The sequence below is a fragment of the Pseudomonas sp. BT76 TE3572 genome, from assembly GCF_050435365.1.
In the GTDB taxonomy this organism is placed as follows: domain Bacteria; phylum Pseudomonadota; class Gammaproteobacteria; order Pseudomonadales; family Pseudomonadaceae; genus Aquipseudomonas; species Aquipseudomonas fluorescens_W.
In genome coordinates this window covers 6230046-6247928 of the sequence record NZ_JBNDKE010000001.1, presented here as the reverse complement: position 1 = coordinate 6247928, position 17883 = coordinate 6230046, and the positions used below count along the sequence as shown (strand labels likewise).

Genomic DNA, 17883 nt, shown 5'->3' with positions numbered 1-17883 from the left:
TGTTATCGCGAACAGTCAGGCAACACAAAACCCTGTGGGAGCGAGCTTGCTCGCGATGGCGGAGTGTCAGTCGACATCAATGTTATCTGACACACCGCTATCGCGAGCAAGCTCGCTCCCACAGGGTTTTATGCCCGCCCATCAAATCGCAGGCAAAAAAAAGCCCGATCTCGCTAAAGCGTTCAATCGGGCTACAGCACTCAGGAGCAACAAGTGCAAAGGGAGGTTCGATGCGCGTAAAGCCATGAAGGGGTTGCGCCAGGTCACTTGAACATCAAGGGATTATCTGGCGATTAAAGCCTCAGGCGACGAGGGAAAGCTTGGCGTTGGCCTGGCTCAGGCCTTTCTCCTGGAAGTCACCGCCCAGGTTCATGCCTTCGGCGTGAATGAACGTCACGTCGTGAATCCCGATGAAGCCCATGACCTGACGCAGGTACGGTTCCTGGTGATCCGCGGTGCTGCCGGCGTAGATCCCGCCGCGCGCAGTCAGCACGTAGGCACGCTTGCCGCTGAGCAAGCCTTGCGGGCCAGTGTCGGTGTACTTGAAGGTCACGCCGGCACGCAGCACATGGTCGAGCCAGGCTTTAAGGGTGCTCGGGATGGCGAAGTTGTACATCGGCGCGGCCATGACCAGTACATCAGCGGCCAGCAATTCGTCAGTCAACTGGTTGGAGCGTTCCAGGGAAGCTTGTTCGATGTCGTTGCGCTGCTCGGCAGGTTTCATCCAGCCGCCCAGCAAGTTGATGTCCAGATGCGGCACCGGGTTGACGGCCAGGTCACGAACGGTGATCTGGTCGTTCGGGTGCGCGGTTTGCCACTGGCTGATGAAGGTCTGGGTCAGTTGACGCGAAACCGAGTCTTGCTGACGGGCGCTGCTTTCGATGATCAGAACGCGGGACATGGGATGTAGCCTCCATCTGAGAATGCTGTAGGTCGATGGAGTGAAGGTTAAACGGAGTTAAATCGATGAAAAAGCGCAAATAACTGCTATAAAGCATCAATAAATTCGTTTATAAGCGGAGTGTGCCTGGCGGGCGTGCTCCGCTTGAGGTCATTTGGGGGTGCAGGTCAGCTTGATACGCATCTTGATGATGCTCCGGTTGAACTTGGCGGTGGCATTTTTGTGTTTACCAGCGGCCACTTCGATATTGCGGGTGCGTGGCGCTTCCGGGCCATTGTTGAAAACTACCTTACAGGCCGCATCGGTGGTGCCGTAGTTGTTCACCTGAATGGTGGCAATGTCGCTATCCGTGTCATACGTGTTGTAGTCGATGCTCAAGCCATTCAGCTGTTTTTCAACGTCGATCGGATAAGCAAACGCAGTCAGCGGCAGCATCGCCAACACCACACAACAAAGCTTTTTCATTCAGCAGTCTCCAATAGGGACTGCCAGCTTAGGACAAGAGGAGCTATTCATGAAAGCGCCCCGCGTGACCCTTGATCAATGGCGAACGTTACAGGCCGTGGTCGACCACGGCGGTTTCGCCCAGGCCGCCGAAGCGCTGCACCGCTCGCAATCATCGGTGAGCTACACCGTGGCGCGCATGCAGGACCAGCTCGGCGTGCCGCTGTTGCGCATCGACGGTCGCAAAGCGGTGCTGACCGAAGCCGGCGGCGTGCTGCTGCGCCGCTCGCGGCAACTGGTCAAACAGGCCAGTCAGCTGGAAGACCTGGCCCATCACATGGAACAAGGCTGGGAAGCGGAAGTGCGGCTGGTGGTCGACGCTGCGTATCCGAGCGCCCGCCTCGTTCGCGCCTTGACCGCGTTCATGCCGCAGAGTCGTGGCTGCCGGGTGCGTCTGCGTGAGGAGGTGCTGTCGGGCGTTGAAGAAGTACTGCTCGAAGGCGTGGCCGATCTGGCCATCAGTGGCTTTAGCATCCCGGGTTATCTGGGCGCGGAATTGAGCGACGTCGAGTTCGTCGCGGTCGCCCATCCCGAGCATCCCTTGCATCGCCTCAATCGCGAACTGAATTTCCAGGACCTGGAAAGTCAGCTGCAGGTGGTCATCCGCGACTCCGGTCGCCAGCAACCACGGGACGTCGGCTGGCTCGGCGCGGAACAGCGCTGGACCGTCGGCAGCCTGGCCACCGCGGCAACTTTTGTCAGCAGCGGCCTGGGTTTCGCCTGGTTGCCTCGGCACATGATCGAACGAGAACTCAAGGAAGGACTGCTCAAGCTGCTACCGTTGGACCAGGGCGGCAGCCGCAACCCGAGCTTCTACCTGTACTCGAACAAGGACAAACCCTTGGGTCCGGCCACGCAGATTCTCATCGAACTGCTGCGCACTTTTGACACTGCGCCGCTGGATGCACCTTTCGCCGCCCCTGAACAAGCCTGACACGGAGTGTACGCATGGCCTATTTCGAACACGAAGGTTGCAACCTGCACTACGAGGAATATGGCCACGGCACGCCGTTGCTGCTGGTCCACGGGCTGGGTTCCAGCACCCTGGATTGGGAAAAGCAGATCCCGGCGCTGTCGGCCCGCTACCGGGTGATCGTGCCGGATGTACGCGGCCACGGTCGCTCCGACAAACCCCGCGAGCGCTACAGCATCGCCGGGTTCAGCGCCGACCTGATCGCCCTCATTGAACACCTGAACCTCGGCCCCACTCATTACGTGGGCCTGTCCATGGGCGGCATGATCGGTTTTCAGCTGGCCGTGGACCAGCCGCAATTGCTCAAAAGCCTGTGCATCGTCAACAGCGCGCCCGAGGTCAAACTGCGCAGCCGCGACGATTACTGGCAGTGGTTCAAGCGCTGGAGCCTGATGCGCGTCCTCAGTCTGGGCGCCATCGGCACGGCCCTGGGCGGCAAGCTGTTCCCCAAACCCGAACAGGCCGACCTGCGACAAAAAATGGCCGAGCGCTGGGCAAAAAACGACAAACATGCTTATCTCGCCAGCTTCGATGCGATCGTTGGCTGGGGGGTTCAGGAACGACTTTCGAGGGTCTCCTGTCCAACCCTCATCGTCAGCGCCGACCGTGACTACACACCGGTCTCGCTGAAAGAAACCTATGTAAAACTGCTGCCCGATGCGCGGCTGGTGGTGATCGCCGACTCGCGCCACGCCACCCCGCTGGATCAACCCGAAATGTTCAACCAAACGCTGCTCGAGTTTCTCACCGCAGTCGACACCACCTCACTCAGGATCACTGACCCATGCTGAAAAAAATCGCCCTCGTCGCTGGCTCCGTTCTGTTTGCCGCCAACCTGATGGCCGCAACGCCCGCCAAGGCGCCGCACGTGCTGCTGGAAACCACTAACGGCCAGATCGAGATCGAACTGGACCCGGTCAAAGCGCCGATCAGTACCAAGAACTTCCTTGATTACGTCAACAGCGGCTTCTACAACAACACGATTTTTCACCGTGTCATTCCAGGATTCATGATCCAGGGCGGCGGTTTCACTCAACAAATGCAGCAGAAAGAAACCAAGGCACCGATCAAGAACGAATCCAAAAACGGTCTGCATAACGTCCGTGGCACGCTGTCGATGGCCCGCACCTCCAATCCTGATTCGGCCACTAGCCAGTTCTTCGTTAACGTCAAGGACAACGACTTCCTCGACAGCGGTGACGGCTATGCGGTCTTCGGTAAAGTCGTGAAAGGCATGGACGTGGTAGACGTCATCGTCAACTCGCAAACCACCACCCGTGGCGGCATGAAAGATGTGCCAGCCGACCCTGTGTTCATCAAGTCGGCCAAAGTCATCGACTAAGCTACACAGGTAGTCTTGAGCGGCTGCCGGAGTGCGCCGCTCACACTGTTCAAAGGAGAGCCCGTGCGCGGGCGGAGAACTGATGCTTTATCGCCGTTTCGAGAAACTGATCGACATTTTCCGCGAGGCCCCGACGGCCGCTCCGCCGGATCGGGTTCTCCCTTTTTATACCTATTACTTGAAGCAGGTCTGGCCGAGTTTCGCCGTCCTGCTGTTCGTCGGTCTGATCGGTGCGCTGATCGAAGTGGCGCTGTTCAGTTACCTGAGTCGCATCATCGACCTGACCCAAGGCACGCCTAACGTCGATTTCTTCAAGGAACACGGCATCGAGCTGGCCTGGATGGCGGTGGTAGCCCTGGTTTTCCGGCCGATTTTTGTTGGCCTGCACGACCTGCTGGTGCACCAGACCCTGAGCCCCAGCATGACCAGCCTGATCCGCTGGCAGAACCACAGTTATGTGCTCAAACAGAGCCTGAATTTTTTCCAGAACGACTTCGCCGGGCGCATCGCCCAACGCATCATGCAGACCGGCAACTCGCTGCGCGATTCGGCTGTGCAAGCGGTGGACGCGCTGTGGCATGTGCTGATCTACGCGATCAGTTCGCTGGTGCTGTTCGCCGAAGCCGACTGGCGCCTGATGATCCCGCTGCTGACCTGGATCGTCGCCTTCATCAGTGCCCTTTACTACTTCGTGCCGCGGGTGAAGGAACGTTCGGTGGTGTCCTCCGATGCGCGCTCCAAACTCATGGGGCGGATTGTCGACGGCTACACCAACATCACCACCCTGAAGCTGTTCGCCCACACCAATTTCGAGCAGCAATACGCGCGCGAAGCAATCAAGGAACAAACCGAAAAAGCCCAACTGGCCGGCCGGGTGGTCACCAGCATGGACGTGGTCATCACCAGCATGAACGGCTTGCTGATCGTCGGCACCACCGGCCTGGCCTTGTGGCTGTGGACGCAGTCGCTGATCACCGTCGGCGCGATTGCCCTGGCCACCGGCCTGGTGATCCGCATCGTCAACATGTCCGGCTGGATCATGTGGGTGGTCACCGGCATTTTCGAAAACATCGGCATGGTTCAGGACGGTTTGCAGACCATTTCCCAACCGGTCAGCGTCACCGATCGTGAGCAGGCCAAACCGCTGACGGTCACCCGTGGCGAAGTGCGTTTCGAGCACGTGGATTTCCACTACGGCAAGAAGAGCGGGATCATCGGCGACCTCAACCTGACCATCAAGCCCGGTGAAAAAATCGGCCTGATCGGTCCGTCCGGTGCCGGCAAGTCAACCCTGGTCAACCTGCTGCTGCGCCTCTATGACGTGGAGGGCGGGCGCATCCTCATCGACGGCCAGAACATCGCCGAAGTCGGCCAGGAAAGCCTGCGCGAGCGCATCGGCATGATCACCCAGGACACGTCCCTGCTGCATCGCTCGATCCGCGACAATTTGCTGTACGGCAAACCCGACGCCACCGACGCCGAACTCTGGGAGGCGGTGCACAAGGCCCGTGCCGACGAGTTCATCCCATTGCTGTCGGACTCCGAAGGTCGCACCGGTTTCGATGCCCACGTCGGTGAGCGCGGGGTGAAACTCTCCGGCGGCCAGCGTCAGCGGATTGCGATTGCTCGCGTGCTGCTCAAGGACGCGCCGATCCTGATCATGGACGAGGCCACCTCGGCGCTGGATTCGGAAGTCGAAGCGGCGATCCAGGAAAGCCTCGAAACCCTGATGCAGGGCAAAACCGTGATTGCCATCGCCCACCGGCTCTCGACCATCGCCCGCATGGACCGGCTGGTGGTGCTGGAAAAAGGCAAGATCGCCGAAACCGGCAGCCACGCCGAACTGCTGGCCCATGGCGGATTGTATGCGCGGTTGTGGCAGCACCAGACCGGTGGGTTTGTCGGCATCGATTGATTGAATTCACCACCGACACTGTAGGAGCGAGCCTGCTCGCGATGGCGGTGTAACAGCCTGCATGTGTGCCGACTGACACGCCGCCATCGCGAGCAGGCTCACTCACACAGGGATCTGCGACAATCCGAAAAACCGCCATAGTCCGCCAATCACGGGCTCTGGCGGTTTTTTTGGGCCGCTGGAAAACTGCATAAATCCTGCTGTACTCAGCCAAGGTTCTGGAAACGAGCCTGTCGTAACTGCAGGACGCATCACTCGATGATAGGTCGCCTATCAAGGACGCTCTCATGTCTCTGTTCAAACGTTCAGTCACTGAGTTGTTCGGTACGTTCTGGCTGGTGTTGGGGGGTTGCGGCAGTGCGGTCCTGGCCGCGTCTTCTCCGCTGGGGATCGGGGTACTGGGTGTGGCCCTGGCCTTTGGTCTGACGGTACTGACGATGGCATTCGCCATTGGCCATATTTCCGGCTGCCATCTCAACCCCGCCGTCTCGGTCGGTTTGTTCGTCGGCGGTCGATTCCCCGCCAAAGAGCTGCCCGCCTACATCTTCGCTCAGGTGATTGGCGCGATTATCGCGGCGGCCTTGATCTACTACATCGCCAACGGCAAGGAAGGCTTCGATCTCGCCAGCGGTCTGGCTTCCAACGGCTACGGCGAGCATTCTCCCGGCAAATACTCGATGGCCGCAGGCTTTGTCTGTGAGCTGGTGATGACGGCGATGTTCGTGCTGATCATCCTCGGTGCCACCGACAAGCGCGCCCCCGCCGGGCTGGCGCCGATCGCCATCGGCCTGGCCCTGACGCTGATTCACCTGATCTCGATCCCGGTCACCAACACCTCGGTCAACCCGGCCCGCAGCACTGGCCCGGCACTGATCGTCGGAGGCTGGGCCATCGCGCAATTGTGGATGTTCTGGGTGGCGCCGCTGCTCGGCGCGGTGGTTGGCGGCGTGACGTATCGATGGTTAGGCAAGGAAGGCAGCTGAAGCCCAGAGCGAGGATCAGTCTTGCCGGTAAGGCAAGGCCGTCCTCGCTTCCTCGGCATACGCCAACACACCCACGCGCTCTTGCTGCAGGAAGTCTTTGACGGCAGCTTTCAGGCCGGGATGACGCAAGTAGTGCCATGAATGAGTGATCACGGGTTCGAACCCGCGAATCAACTTGTGCTCGCCCTGGGCACCGGCATCGAATCGCTGGAAGCCATTGGCAATCGCATAGTCCATGCCCTGGTAGAAACAGGTCTCGAAATGCAAACGATCGAACTCCGCCAGACAGCCCCAGTAACGACCGTAAAAGCTGTCGCCCCCCACCAGACTGAAGGCCATGGCCACCGGCCGTGAGCCTTGCTTGGCCAGCACCACACGAATCGATTCTGGCATGCGCTCGGCCAGCAAACTGAAAAACTCCCGCGTCAGATAGGGCGCTTGCCGACGCACTGCGTAGGTGTTGGCGTAGCAGGCATAGACAAAATCCCACTGCGCCTGATCGAGTTGCCTACCTTCAAGCCATTCGAAATCAATGCCCTGCCCGGCCACTTGTTCGCGCTCCTTGCGCATCTGCTTGCGCTTGCGCGAACTGAGGGCGTCGAGGAAGTCCTGAAAATCCCGATAGCCGCGATTCTGCCAGTGGTACTGACAGCCGATTCGCTGCAACCAACCCGGCTGCTCGGCCAGGGCCGCGTCAGTGAACGGGTCGGTGAAGTTGATGTGGGCACTGGAGAGTTGTTCGATTTCAAGGTAGCCCGGCAGGCTTTTCAACAGTTCGAAACCGTCCTCGAGCGTGGCCGCCAGCAAACGCGGGCCACTGACCGGACTGAACGGTACGGCCGTCAGCAGCTTGGGGTAGTAATCGATACCGGCACGCTCACAGGCATCGGCCCAGGCGTGGTCGAACACGTACTCGCCGTAGGAATGCCATTTGCGGTAACTGGGCAGCGCGGCAATCAGGCGATCGCCTTCGATGTGCAGCAAATGCTCGGGTTGCCAGCCGGAATGAGGGCCGACGCTGCCGCTGTCTTCCAGCGCGCTGAGGAAGGCGTGGCGCAGAAAGGGCTGATTCTCGGGCACCAGGGCGTCCCACGTCTGCGACGCGATTTCCGACAGACTTTGCAGACGTTGCAGCGGCATCACCATCCTCACTCTTCATGGCGTGAAAGCATCGCGAGTATCGCTTATCGCTCTGCATTGCACACGAGCAATTCGACGACAGCGCTTTAGCTCAATAGTTCTCGACGACTTTGTATCGTCATCGAGATGCCATCACATTGCCACCGCCCTGTCATAAACCATCGCGATACTGGCGCCTGTTTTTAGAGCGCCGGGTTCTATACCTGGTCACTGTTTTCCGTCCGTCAACGGTCGGTTGTGTCCTGGATGGCTCAGTCATCCCATTACATCTTCGGAGATTGATATGCGTCTTGCTTCCACGAAAACTGCGGCGGCCTTGTGTGGTGGGTTGCTGCTGGCCATGAGTGTTCCGGCCAGCGCCGCAGTCGACGCCAAACTGCTCGACATGCTCAAGGCAAACGGATCGATTTCGCCTGCGCAGTACACCGAACTGCAAGCCGAGCTGGCCAGGGATCAGAAAGACCAGCAAATCGCCCGCCAGGCTCAACAAGAGACCAACGAGCAGATCGCCGCGACTGCGAAGAAAACCAATGACCTGAGTACCTTCGACCAGAAACTGGCGTGGGCTGCCAAGACCCAGTTCAAGGGTGACGTGCGTTTCCGTGAGGAAACAGTCCACAACGATGGCGTTCCAAACAACAAAGACCAGGATCGTCAGCGCATTCGTGCCCGTCTGGGTGCCTACAGCGAAATCAACCCTCAAGTCGACACCGGTATTCGTATCGCCACCGGCAGCAACGACGACGCCCGGTCCACCAACCAGGACCTGAACAACTACTTCGACAAGAAGTCGATCTGGCTGGACCAGGGCTACGTCGACTACCACCCCGACGCGATCAAGAACCTGCACCTCGTCGGCGGCAAGATGCCGCAACAATGGGTGAGCATGGGCGACATCATCTGGGATAGCGACATCAACCCGGAAGGCCTGGCAGCGACTTACAAATACCCGCTGGGCGGCAGCACCGAGCTGTTCGGTAGCGCCGGCCACTACACCCTCAAGGACAACGTCGACGGCGAGGGTGTGCAGTTCAAACACGACCTGCGTCTGTACGCTGGCCAGTTGGGCGCGCGTTTCGCCATCACTGACAGCATGAAAATGACCCTGGGCGGCAGTATCTATGCCTACGACAACGATGACAGCAGTGCTTGCCCTACCACCGGCACCGTTACCGCACCGTGCGCACTGGCCGTCAATGGCAATAGCCCGAGGGAAGAGTTCAATCTGTACGAAGGTTTTGGTCAACTTGACTTCAGCAACCTGCCAGTACCGCTCTCGTTGTACGGTCAGTACGTCAACAACAAAGACGCGAGCAACAATCAGGACACTGGTTGGTTGGCCGGTGTGAAGTCCAAGATCTACGGCTTCGCAGTGGACTACAACTACCGCGATGTACAGCGTAACGCGGTTGTCGGCGCCTTCACCGACTCCGACTTTGCCAACGGTTACACCGGTTCGCGCGGCAGCAAGTTGAAAGTGAGCTACGAGTTGGACAAGAACTTCAACCTCGGCGCGACGTACTTCATGGCTACCTCTGACCAAACCAACGCCAGCATCAACAAGAAAGACTCCGACATCAACACCCTGCAACTGGATGCCGAAGCGAAGTTCTGATTCCCCGCTACACGACTCGGGCAAGGAAGCCCGAGGCGCTTTTCCAAACTCGCGTTGTGGTATCGGTCCCCATCATCCGTCCGATACTGCAGCGCGAGTTTTTTTGTTGGCGCAAAAAAAGATCGCAGCCTGCGTCAGCTCCTACAGGGGGATTACCTAACCCTGTAGGAGCTGACGCAGGCTGCGATCTTTTCAGCTACTGCGACTATCCAGGCGAACTCAGCGCTTGCGCAGAATCACGCTACCAATCGAGTAACCGGCGCCAAACGAGCTGAGCACTGCCAGCGAACCGGCGGCCAGATCGTCCTGGTTCTTGTGAAACGCGATCACGGAACCGGCGGAGCTGGTGTTGGCGTAGGTGTCGAGAATCACCGGGGCTTCTTCTTCGGTGGCTTCGCGGCCCAGCAGTTTCTTGACGATCAAGTGGTTCATGCTGAGGTTGGCCTGGTGCAGCCAGAAGCGTTTCACGTCGCCGATGTTGAGCGTGTTCTCTTCCAGGTGCGTAGCGATCAGCTCGGCGACCATCGGGCAGACATCGCGGAACACCTTGCGGCCTTCCTGCACGAACAGTTTGTCCTTGTTCCCGATGCCCTCTTCCGCCGCGCGGTTGAGGAAGCCGAAGTTGTTGCGGATGTTATTGGAGAACTTGGTCAGCAGCTTGGTGCTGACGATATCGAACTGGTACTTGGACGTTGCCAGGTCAGCACGCTCAATGATCACCGCGGTAGCGGCGTCGCCGAAAATGAAGTGGCTGTCACGGTCGCGGAAGTTCAGGTGACCGGTGCAGACTTCCGGGTTGACCATCAGAATCGCCCGGGCCTGGCCCAGTTGCACGCTGTTGGCGGCGGCCTGGATGCCGAAGGTCGCCGAGGAACAGGCGACGTTCATGTCGTAACCGAAACCCTGGATGCCCAAGGCTTCCTGGACTTCGATGGCGATGGCCGGGTAGGCACGTTGCAGGTTGGAGCAGGCGACGATCACGCCGTCGATGTCCGCGGCGGTCTTGCCGGCACGCTGCAAGGCTTGCTCGGCGGCGCCGATGGCCATTTGGCAAAGCACCGACCACTCGTCATTCGAGCGTTCCGGCAGGCGTGGCGCCATGCGTTGCGGGTCGAGGATGCCGTCCTTGTCCATGACAAAACGGCTTTTGATGCCAGACGCCTTTTCGATAAACGCCGCGCTGGACTCGGTCAACGCTTCGATTTCGCCGCGCGCGATGGCGTCGGCATTGTCGGCGTTGAATAGCGCGACGTAAGCGTTGAAAGACTGCACCAGCTCTTCGTTGGAGATGCTGTTGGCCGGGGTGTACAGGCCGGTGCCGCTGATGACGACGTTATGCATGGTCGTTTCTCTAATCTGTTCAGGCAGAAAGTGTTGGCACCGACGTACCAACACACAAAGGATCTGCTCCCGTCAGGGGGAGCAAACCTGGCATCGCTTTATTCCGATCCGCCCAGACCTGTGAAGGCTCAAAACCGCGGGGCCGGCGTTTATAGGCGCGAAGTTTGCCATAAACATTGGGTTTTGGCGCCTTTTGCGAGATTGAATACTACGGTTCGACTTGGGTCCATTGCTTGTTCAAGCGCTTGTCGGAGATCGGCACCTTGGTCCCCAATTGTTGGGCGAACAGGGAAACCCGGTATTCCTCCAGCCACCAGCGATAGAGTTCCAGCTGCGGATCGCGTTTGCCTTCCTGGGCATGTTTGCTCGCGCGGGTTTGATATTGCGTCCACAGACCAGACAACTCGCCGCTCCAGACCCGGTCCCTCTGCACCTGAGCGCCGATTTTCTCGAAGCGTTGCTCGACTGCTTTCAGATAACGCGGCAATTCCTTGAGCCATTGCATCGGGGTTTCACGAACGAAGCCCGGATACACCAGATGACTGAGCTGCTGCTTTATGTCGTTCAGGGCCACGGCTTGCGCCAGGTCGATCTTGCCCTTGAAGCGTTTTTGCAGGCCGTGCCAGAGCTTGAGGATTTCCAGCGTCAGCTTGGCCAGGCGCTCGGCGTGCTCGGTCCAGCCACCGCGCTTGCGTTCGGCCAGCGATGCCAACCCGGCGCCATCCCGTGGCAGCGGGTCTTCGCCGTCGAGAATGCAGCTGTCGAGGCTGGCCAGCAGGATATCTTCGACCAGACTGTCGATGCGCCCCATGTCGCGGTACATCAGGCCCAATTCGGTCAGCCCCGGCAACTTGCTGCGCAGGAACTTCGCTGGTTCAGCCAGTTGTTGCATCAGCAAACGCTGCAAGGCGCGGCGATGTTGAAACTCGGCCTCGGCCGGCGTCGAAAAACGTCCTTCCTTGACCGTGCCGCTCTCTTCCACCAGCGCCGGATACACCGTCATCGATAGCCCGGCAATCTTCTGCTGGGTTTTCTCGGCGACGGCGGCAAACACTTTCGGCTCTACCGGCTGCTGGTTTTTCGCGGTTTGCGGTACGGCCAACGCGGCCTGACTGGCTTCGACAAAACGTGCGGTCAGCTCCGCCAGATCACGCCCTTCGCCCAGGAACTTGCCCTGGCCGTCGACGATTTCCAGGTTCATCCGCAAATGACTGTCGACCTGCTGCGACGCTTCGGCCCAGGCTTCATCGCTGACCCGCGCACCGGTCATGCGCAACAGTTCACGGCCCAGCGCCTGCGGTAACGAGCCCTCGGCGAAAGTCATGCGTTGCAATGCGGCTTTGACGAAGTCCGGCACCGGCACGAAATTCTTGCGCAGGGCTTTGGGCAGGTTGCGCACCAGCGCGATGCACTTGGCCTCGATCACGCCCGGCACCAGCCATTCCAGGCGTTCTGGCGGCAGCATCGGCAACAACGGCGCCGGCACACGCAGGGTCACGCCGTCACGCGGGTGGTTCGGCTCGAAGTGGTAGCTCAGCGCCAACTCCAGATCACCGATGTGCAAGGTGTCCGGGTAATGCAGCGCGGTGACTTCACTCGCCTCGCGAGCCAGTACGTCTTCTTCGCGCATGATCAGCAGCTGCGGGTCCTTCTGGCTGTTGACCCGATACCAGCTATCGAAGGTAGCGGTCTGGTGGATCTCCGCCGGCAGTCGCGCATCGTAGAAGGCGAACAGGGTTTCTTCGTCCGCCAGAATGTCGCGACGGCGAGCCTTGGCTTCCAGTTCGTCGAGCTGTTCCAGCAGTTGCGCATTGGCCGTCAGGCACTTGGCCTTGGACTGAATCTCGCCGCGCACCAGGCCTTCACGAATGAAGAACTCACGGGACACCACCGGGTCGATCGGCCCGTAATGCACCGGCCGGCGACCGACCACGATCAGCCCGAACAAAGTGATCTGCTCGAAGGCCACCACCTGACCGCGCTTCTTCTCCCAGTGGGGTTCGAAGTGGTTCTTCTTGATCAGGTGCCCGGCCAGTGGCTCGATCCAGTCGGCGTCGATCTTGGCGACCATGCGCGCGTAGAGCTTGGTGGTTTCCACCAGTTCGGCGGCCATCAGCCATTGCGGACGCTTCTTGCCGAGACCCGATGACGGGTGAATCCAGAAGCGCCGCTGACGGGCGCCGAGGTAGTCGCCTTCATCGGTTTTCTGCCCGATCTGGCTGAGCAACCCCGAGAGCACGGCTTTGTGCAGTTTCGGGTAATCCGCCGGCTCTTTATTGAGGCTCAACTGCATGTCGCGGCAGATCAGGCTCAGCTGCCGATGGGAGTCGCGCCATTCACGCAGACGCAGGTAATTCAGAAAGTTCTTGCGGCACCAATTGCGCAGCGGGCTGGCGGTCAGCGCCTGGCGTTGTTCTTCGAAACCACGCCACAGATTGACCAGCCCGGCGAAGTCCGAGTCCACGTCTTTCCACTGCGCATGCGCTTGATCCGCCGCTTGCTGACGCTCCGGCGGACGCTCGCGCGGGTCTTGAATCGACATGGCGCTGGCGACGATCAGCACTTCCTGCAAACTGCCGAGTTTTGCCGCTTCCAGCAGCATGCGGCCCATCCGTGGGTCCACTGGCAACCGCGCCAATTGGCGACCGAGCGGCGTCAGCTGGCTGTTGCGGTCGACCGCCGAGAGTTCTTGCAGCAGGTTGAAACCGTCGCTGATGGCTTTGCCATCCGGCGGCTCGATAAACGGGAAATCGGTGATCTCGCCGAGGCGCAGATGCAGCATCTGCAAAATCACCGCCGCGAGGTTGGTCCGCAGGATTTCCGGATCGGTAAATTCCGGGCGACCGATGAAGTCTTCTTCGGCGTACAGGCGAATGCAAATGCCCGGTTCGACCCGCCCGCAACGACCTTTTCGCTGGTTGGCGCTGGCCTGGGAAATGGCTTCGATGGGCAGGCGCTGGACCTTGGCGCGGTAGCTGTAACGGCTGATGCGCGCGGTGCCGCTGTCGATCACGTAACGAATGCCCGGCACCGTCAGCGAGGTTTCCGCGACGTTGGTCGCCAGGACCACGCGACGGCCTGGGTGCGACTGGAAAATCCGCTGCTGCTCGGCCGGCGACAATCGCGCGTACAACGGCAGAATTTCAGTGTGCTTGAGCTGGGCTTTGCGCAGCATGTCCGCCGCGTCGCGAATCTCGCGCTCGCCGGGCAGGAACACCAGCACATCGCCGGGGCTCTTGCGTTCGCTGCGTTCGAACGCGGCGATTTCGTCGAGGGTGGCGAGGATCGCCTGATCCACCGTCAAGTCATCCTCGACGCGGTTGCCCTCTTCGTCCTGCTCCAGGGTCAGCGGGCGGTACCAGGTTTCTACCGGGAAGGTGCGGCCCGAGACTTCGACAATCGGTGCATCGTCGAAGTGCTTGGAAAAACGCTCCAGGTCAATGGTCGCCGAGGTGATGATGACTTTCAGGTCCGGGCGACGCGGCAACAGGGTTTTCAGGTAACCGAGCAGGAAGTCGATGTTCAGACTGCGTTCGTGGGCTTCGTCGACGATGATCGTGTCGTAGCGTTCGAGGTAGCGGTCGTTCTGGGTTTCCGCCAGCAGGATGCCGTCGGTCATCAGTTTGATCAGGGTGTTGGAATCGCTCTGGTCCTCGAACCGCACCTGATAGCCAACCAGCGCGCCCAACGGCGTCGCCAGTTCTTCGGCGACCCGGCTCGCCACGCTGCGGGCGGCAATTCGACGGGGCTGGGTGTGGCCGATCAGGCCATGCTGACCGCGACCGATTTCCAGGCAGATTTTCGGCAACTGGGTGGTTTTACCCGAACCGGTTTCACCGGCAATGATCAGCACTTGATGCTTGAGCAGCGCTGCTTTGATTTCGTCGCGCTTGGCGGCGATCGGCAGGCTGTCGTCGTAACGAATCACCGGCAGGCTGGCCCGCCGCGCCAACACCTGATCACAAGACGCCTGCGTGCGCGTCACCCACTGGGCCAGCTTGGCTTCGTCAGGTTTCTTGCGCAGCTCAAGCAACTGCCGCCGCAGCCGGTGGCGGTCGGCGAGCATGGCGTGATCGAGGTTTTTCAGCAGTTTGTCGATGGAAGGCGATTCGTCAGTCATCAGGTACGCATTAAGTCGTCTAGTGGCGCAGGGGGGCGATTGTCGCAGATTTGGGTGCATGGCGACGAATGCAACCTGCCTTTGTGGCGAGGGAGCTTGCTCCCGCTGGGCTGCGAAGCGGCCCCAAAAGGGGACTGCTGCGCAGTCCAGCGGGAGCAAGCTCCCTCGCCACAGGGTGTGTACTGAGTGGGTTATTCGTTATCAAGGCCTTTGCGCCGATACGGAAACACATCAATCACCTTCCCGGCGCGAATGGCTTCCTGAAGGCCTTTCCAGTAATCGGCGTTGTAAAGCTCACCATGCAACTGATCAAACAACCTGCGCTGCCCAGCATCCGCAAACAAAAACGGCGGAAACTCTTCAGGAAACACATCCAGCGGTCCGATCGAATACCACGGCTCCGACGCCATCTCGTCTTCCGGCGTGCGCGGTTGCGGGATATGCCGGAAGTTGGCCTCGGTCAGGAAGCAGATCTCGTCATAGTCATAAAACACCACCCGTCCGTGACGAGTGACGCCAAAATTCTTCAGCAGCATGTCGCCGGGAAAGATGTTCGCCGCCGCCAGTTGCTTGATCGCCAGCCCGTAATCTTCCAGCGCCTCGCGGACCTGAGCGTCGTTGGCGTTTTCCAGATACAGGTTCAACGGCGTCATCCGCCGTTCGGTCCAGCAGTGGCGGATCAGCACGGTGTCGCCCTCTACCGACACGGTGGACGCCGCCACATCGAGCAGCTCTTCCAGACAGGCCGGGTCGAACTTGCTCAACGGGAAACGGAAGTCGGCAAATTCCTGGGTGTCGGCCAGGCGCCCGACCCGGTCGACGCTCTTCACCAGACGGTATTTTTCGATCACCGTGGCGCGGTCGACGTTCTTTGACGGCGAGAAACGGTCCTTGATGATTTTGAATACGGTGTTGAAACCCGGCAGGGTAAATACGCTCATCACCATGCCACGCACGCCCGGGGCCATGATGAACTGGTCGTCGGTGTTGGCCAGGTGATTGATCAGCGCCCGGTAGAACTCGGATTTACCGTGTTTGTAAAAGCCGATCGAGGTGTACAGCTCGGCGATGTGCTTGCCCGGCAGGATGCGCTTGAGGAAACCGATGAACTCCGCCGGTACCGGCACGTCGACCATGAAATACGAGCGGGTGAACGAGAAGATGATCGACACGTCCGCTTCATCGGTGATCAGCGCATCGATCTGAATCCCGCGACCTTCACGGTGCAGCAGCGGAATCACCAGCGGCCATTGTTCGTCCTGGGTGTAGATGCGCCCGACCAGGTACGCGCCTTTGTTGCGGTAAAGCACCGAGGAAAACAGTTCGACACTCAGCTCCGGGTCCTTGCAGACCCAGTCCGGCAGGTTCTCGCGTAATTGCCCTTCGAGTCGACTCAGGTCGCCCGCCAGGTTGGCGTAATCCTCGCTGAAGCGGTAGTCGGCAAAAATGCTCGCCAGCATCCCGGACAACTGGCCCTGGGGCTTGTAGGTGCGGGTTTGTGCGGCGCGGGCCCGGCGCAGGCTCGGCCGGGTGGTGTGGATGAACATGCAGCCGTCGCTGATCAGGTCGTGGCTGAACAGCCCGCAGAAGATCGAGTTGTACCAGGTTTCGGACAGTTCATCGTCGAAGCGCAGGTCGATCAGCGTGATGTAAGCGCTTTTGACCAGCGGCCAGCAGCTGACATCCAGCGTGTCGGCGTCGAAAGCGATGTGCAGCCGTCCGACCGTTTCGCTGACTTTTTCTTCGTAGAGGTTGATCCGCGCGGCCGACGCCGATTGCGTCTCCTGCCACTTGGCCTGCTCGAAGCGGGCCCGGGCGCCGTCGGTGATCTGGCGGAAATGCTCGCGATAATCGTCAAAGCCATCGAGGATCATTCGGGCGATGTCGGCGGCTGGCCATTGCTGCGGCATAGGTAAAACCTCGGCGGCTGATTCTTATCGTGGGGCCTGAGCTTAGTGGCCCTTTGTTACGCAACGCAACCATTGCCTTGCGTCCTGACTGGCGCGACACTTGCGCGCCTATCAAGGAAGGAAAGCGCTGTGAACCCCGTCGATACTCTGCGTTTGTTGTCGCTTGCCGCCATTTGGGGCGCGAGCTTTCTGTTCATGCGCATCATTGCCCCGGTGATTGGCACAATCCCCACTGCTTTTTTCCGCGTGTCGATTGCCGCGGTCGGCCTGTTGGTGATTCTCGGGCTGATGCGCATCAGCTGGGATTTCAAAGGCAAACTCAAAACCGTGATGCTGCTCGGCGTGATCAACTCCGGGATTCCGGCGACCCTGTACTCGGTAGCCGCCCAGGTGCTGCCGGCCGGTTACTCGGCGATTTTCAACGCCACCACGCCACTGATGGGCGTGCTGATCGGCGGTCTGTTCTTCCATGAAAAACTCACCGCCGCCAAACTTGGCGGCGTGTTCCTCGGGCTGTTGGGCGTGGGCATCCTGACCCGAGCCGGTCCGGTGGCGTTCGACATGGAACTGCTGATGGGCGCCCTCGCCTGCCTGCTCGCCACGACCTGCTACGGTTTCGCCGGGTTCCTCGCGCGCCGCTGGCTTGATCAGGCCGGTGGTCTCGACAGTCGTCTATCGGCGGTGGGCAGCATGCTCGGCGCAACCTTGTTTCTGTTGCCGCTGTTTGGCTACAGCGTGATCAGCCAGCCACCGGAAAGCTGGGGCGGCTGGAGCGTCTGGTTGTCGCTGCTGGGGTTGGGGCTGGTATGTACCGCGTTGGCGTACATTATTTACTTCCGCCTGCTCAGCTCGGTCGGGCCGGTGAAGTCGATGACCACGACCTTTCTGATACCGCCGTTCGGGGTGTTGTGGGGGGCGTTGTTGCTGGATGAACCGTTGTCGATGGCGCATATCTATGGCGGGGTGTTGATTGCGGCGGCGTTGTGGTTGGTGTTGAAGCGTACGGTGGTGAAGGCTGCTGCGGTGGCTGCCAAGTAATTTGTGGTGAGGCTACTGGCGCCATCGCGGGCAAGCCCGCTCCCACAATGATTGGTGTCGTACACAGATTCTGTGATCAACACCCAATCCTGTGGGAGCGG

The 17883-nt window shown here is 59.9% G+C and carries 12 protein-coding genes and 1 pseudogene; 7 read left to right on the top strand and 6 right to left on the bottom strand.

The window, feature by feature from the left end; genetic code table 11:
* Nucleotides 1-301: 301 nt before the first annotated feature.
* Both ABH912_RS28545 and ABH912_RS28540 read right to left on the bottom strand, forming a co-directional pair.
* A complete protein-coding gene (locus tag ABH912_RS28545) occupies nt 302-901 on the bottom strand; it encodes an FMN-dependent NADH-azoreductase (RefSeq protein ID WP_429512263.1) in 600 nt (199 codons plus the stop codon).
* Between the two features lie 150 nt (nt 902-1051).
* Complete coding sequence (locus tag ABH912_RS28540) at nt 1052-1366, bottom strand: hypothetical protein (RefSeq protein WP_033056126.1); 315 nt, start codon at nt 1364-1366, stop codon at nt 1052-1054.
* A gap of 49 nt (nt 1367-1415) precedes the next feature.
* Between ABH912_RS28540 and ABH912_RS28535 the strand changes: the two genes are divergently transcribed.
* The 5 genes and pseudogenes from ABH912_RS28535 to aqpZ all read left to right on the top strand — a co-directional run bounded on the left by ABH912_RS28535 (nt 1416) and on the right by aqpZ (nt 6618).
* The gene (locus ABH912_RS28535) at nt 1416-2339 is read left to right on the top strand and encodes a LysR family transcriptional regulator (protein ID WP_033056127.1); all 924 of its coding nucleotides are present in this window, start codon (nt 1416-1418) and stop codon (nt 2337-2339) included.
* Between the two features lie 14 nt (nt 2340-2353).
* A pseudogene (locus ABH912_RS28530) lies at nt 2354-3159 on the top strand (alpha/beta fold hydrolase).
* A gap of 3 nt (nt 3160-3162) precedes the next feature.
* The gene (locus tag ABH912_RS28525; protein ID WP_008153188.1) at nt 3163-3720 is read left to right on the top strand and encodes a peptidylprolyl isomerase A; all 558 of its coding nucleotides are present in this window, start codon (nt 3163-3165) and stop codon (nt 3718-3720) included.
* 82 nt (nt 3721-3802) lie between these two features.
* A complete protein-coding gene (locus ABH912_RS28520) occupies nt 3803-5635 on the top strand; it encodes an ABC transporter ATP-binding protein (protein ID WP_429512261.1) in 1833 nt (610 codons plus the stop codon).
* 287 nt (nt 5636-5922) lie between these two features.
* Nucleotides 5923-6618 (top strand): aquaporin Z, encoded by a 696-nt coding sequence (gene aqpZ / locus ABH912_RS28515; RefSeq protein ID WP_429512259.1) that lies wholly within the window; start codon nt 5923-5925, stop codon nt 6616-6618.
* Between the two features lie 15 nt (nt 6619-6633).
* Here aqpZ and ABH912_RS28510 read toward each other — a convergent pair whose 3' ends face one another.
* Nucleotides 6634-7758 (bottom strand): GNAT family N-acetyltransferase, encoded by a 1125-nt coding sequence (locus ABH912_RS28510; RefSeq protein ID WP_429512257.1) that lies wholly within the window; start codon nt 7756-7758, stop codon nt 6634-6636.
* A gap of 283 nt (nt 7759-8041) precedes the next feature.
* On the opposite strand from ABH912_RS28510, the gene ABH912_RS28505 reads away from it, so the two are divergent.
* Nucleotides 8042-9373: a putative porin gene (locus ABH912_RS28505; RefSeq protein WP_429512255.1), complete on the top strand. Its 1332-nt coding sequence runs from the start codon at nt 8042-8044 to the stop codon at nt 9371-9373.
* A gap of 219 nt (nt 9374-9592) precedes the next feature.
* On the opposite strand, the gene ABH912_RS28500 is transcribed toward ABH912_RS28505, so the two are convergent.
* From ABH912_RS28500 to aceK, 3 genes are all read right to left on the bottom strand, one after another.
* Nucleotides 9593-10714, bottom strand: coding sequence for a beta-ketoacyl-ACP synthase III (locus tag ABH912_RS28500; protein ID WP_429512253.1), 1122 nt, complete (start codon nt 10712-10714; stop codon nt 9593-9595).
* Nucleotides 10715-10922: 208 nt separating this feature from the next.
* The gene (gene hrpA / locus ABH912_RS28495; protein ID WP_429512251.1) at nt 10923-14834 is read right to left on the bottom strand and encodes an ATP-dependent RNA helicase HrpA; all 3912 of its coding nucleotides are present in this window, start codon (nt 14832-14834) and stop codon (nt 10923-10925) included.
* Between the two features lie 191 nt (nt 14835-15025).
* A complete protein-coding gene (gene aceK / locus ABH912_RS28490) occupies nt 15026-16744 on the bottom strand; it encodes a bifunctional isocitrate dehydrogenase kinase/phosphatase (protein WP_033056136.1) in 1719 nt (572 codons plus the stop codon).
* A gap of 129 nt (nt 16745-16873) precedes the next feature.
* On the opposite strand from aceK, the gene ABH912_RS28485 reads away from it, so the two are divergent.
* The gene (locus tag ABH912_RS28485; RefSeq protein ID WP_429512249.1) at nt 16874-17782 is read left to right on the top strand and encodes a DMT family transporter; all 909 of its coding nucleotides are present in this window, start codon (nt 16874-16876) and stop codon (nt 17780-17782) included.
* Nucleotides 17783-17883 lie beyond the last annotated feature (101 nt).

Coding starts and splice junctions, on each gene's coding strand:
- aceK (WP_033056136.1), bottom strand. CDS start 16,744: ATGCCGCAGCAATGGCCAGCCGCCGACATCGCCCGAATGATCCTCGAT.
- ABH912_RS28540 (WP_033056126.1), bottom strand. CDS start 1,366: ATGAAAAAGCTTTGTTGTGTGGTGTTGGCGATGCTGCCGCTGACTGCG.
- ABH912_RS28525 (WP_008153188.1), top strand. CDS start 3,163: ATGCTGAAAAAAATCGCCCTCGTCGCTGGCTCCGTTCTGTTTGCCGCC.
- hrpA (WP_429512251.1), bottom strand. CDS start 14,834: ATGACTGACGAATCGCCTTCCATCGACAAACTGCTGAAAAACCTCGAT.
- ABH912_RS28535 (WP_033056127.1), top strand. CDS start 1,416: ATGAAAGCGCCCCGCGTGACCCTTGATCAATGGCGAACGTTACAGGCC.
- ABH912_RS28505 (WP_429512255.1), top strand. CDS start 8,042: ATGCGTCTTGCTTCCACGAAAACTGCGGCGGCCTTGTGTGGTGGGTTG.
- ABH912_RS28510 (WP_429512257.1), bottom strand. CDS start 7,758: ATGCCGCTGCAACGTCTGCAAAGTCTGTCGGAAATCGCGTCGCAGACG.
- ABH912_RS28500 (WP_429512253.1), bottom strand. CDS start 10,714: ATGCATAACGTCGTCATCAGCGGCACCGGCCTGTACACCCCGGCCAAC.
- aqpZ (WP_429512259.1), top strand. CDS start 5,923: ATGTCTCTGTTCAAACGTTCAGTCACTGAGTTGTTCGGTACGTTCTGG.
- ABH912_RS28545 (WP_429512263.1), bottom strand. CDS start 901: ATGTCCCGCGTTCTGATCATCGAAAGCAGCGCCCGTCAGCAAGACTCG.
- ABH912_RS28520 (WP_429512261.1), top strand. CDS start 3,803: ATGCTTTATCGCCGTTTCGAGAAACTGATCGACATTTTCCGCGAGGCC.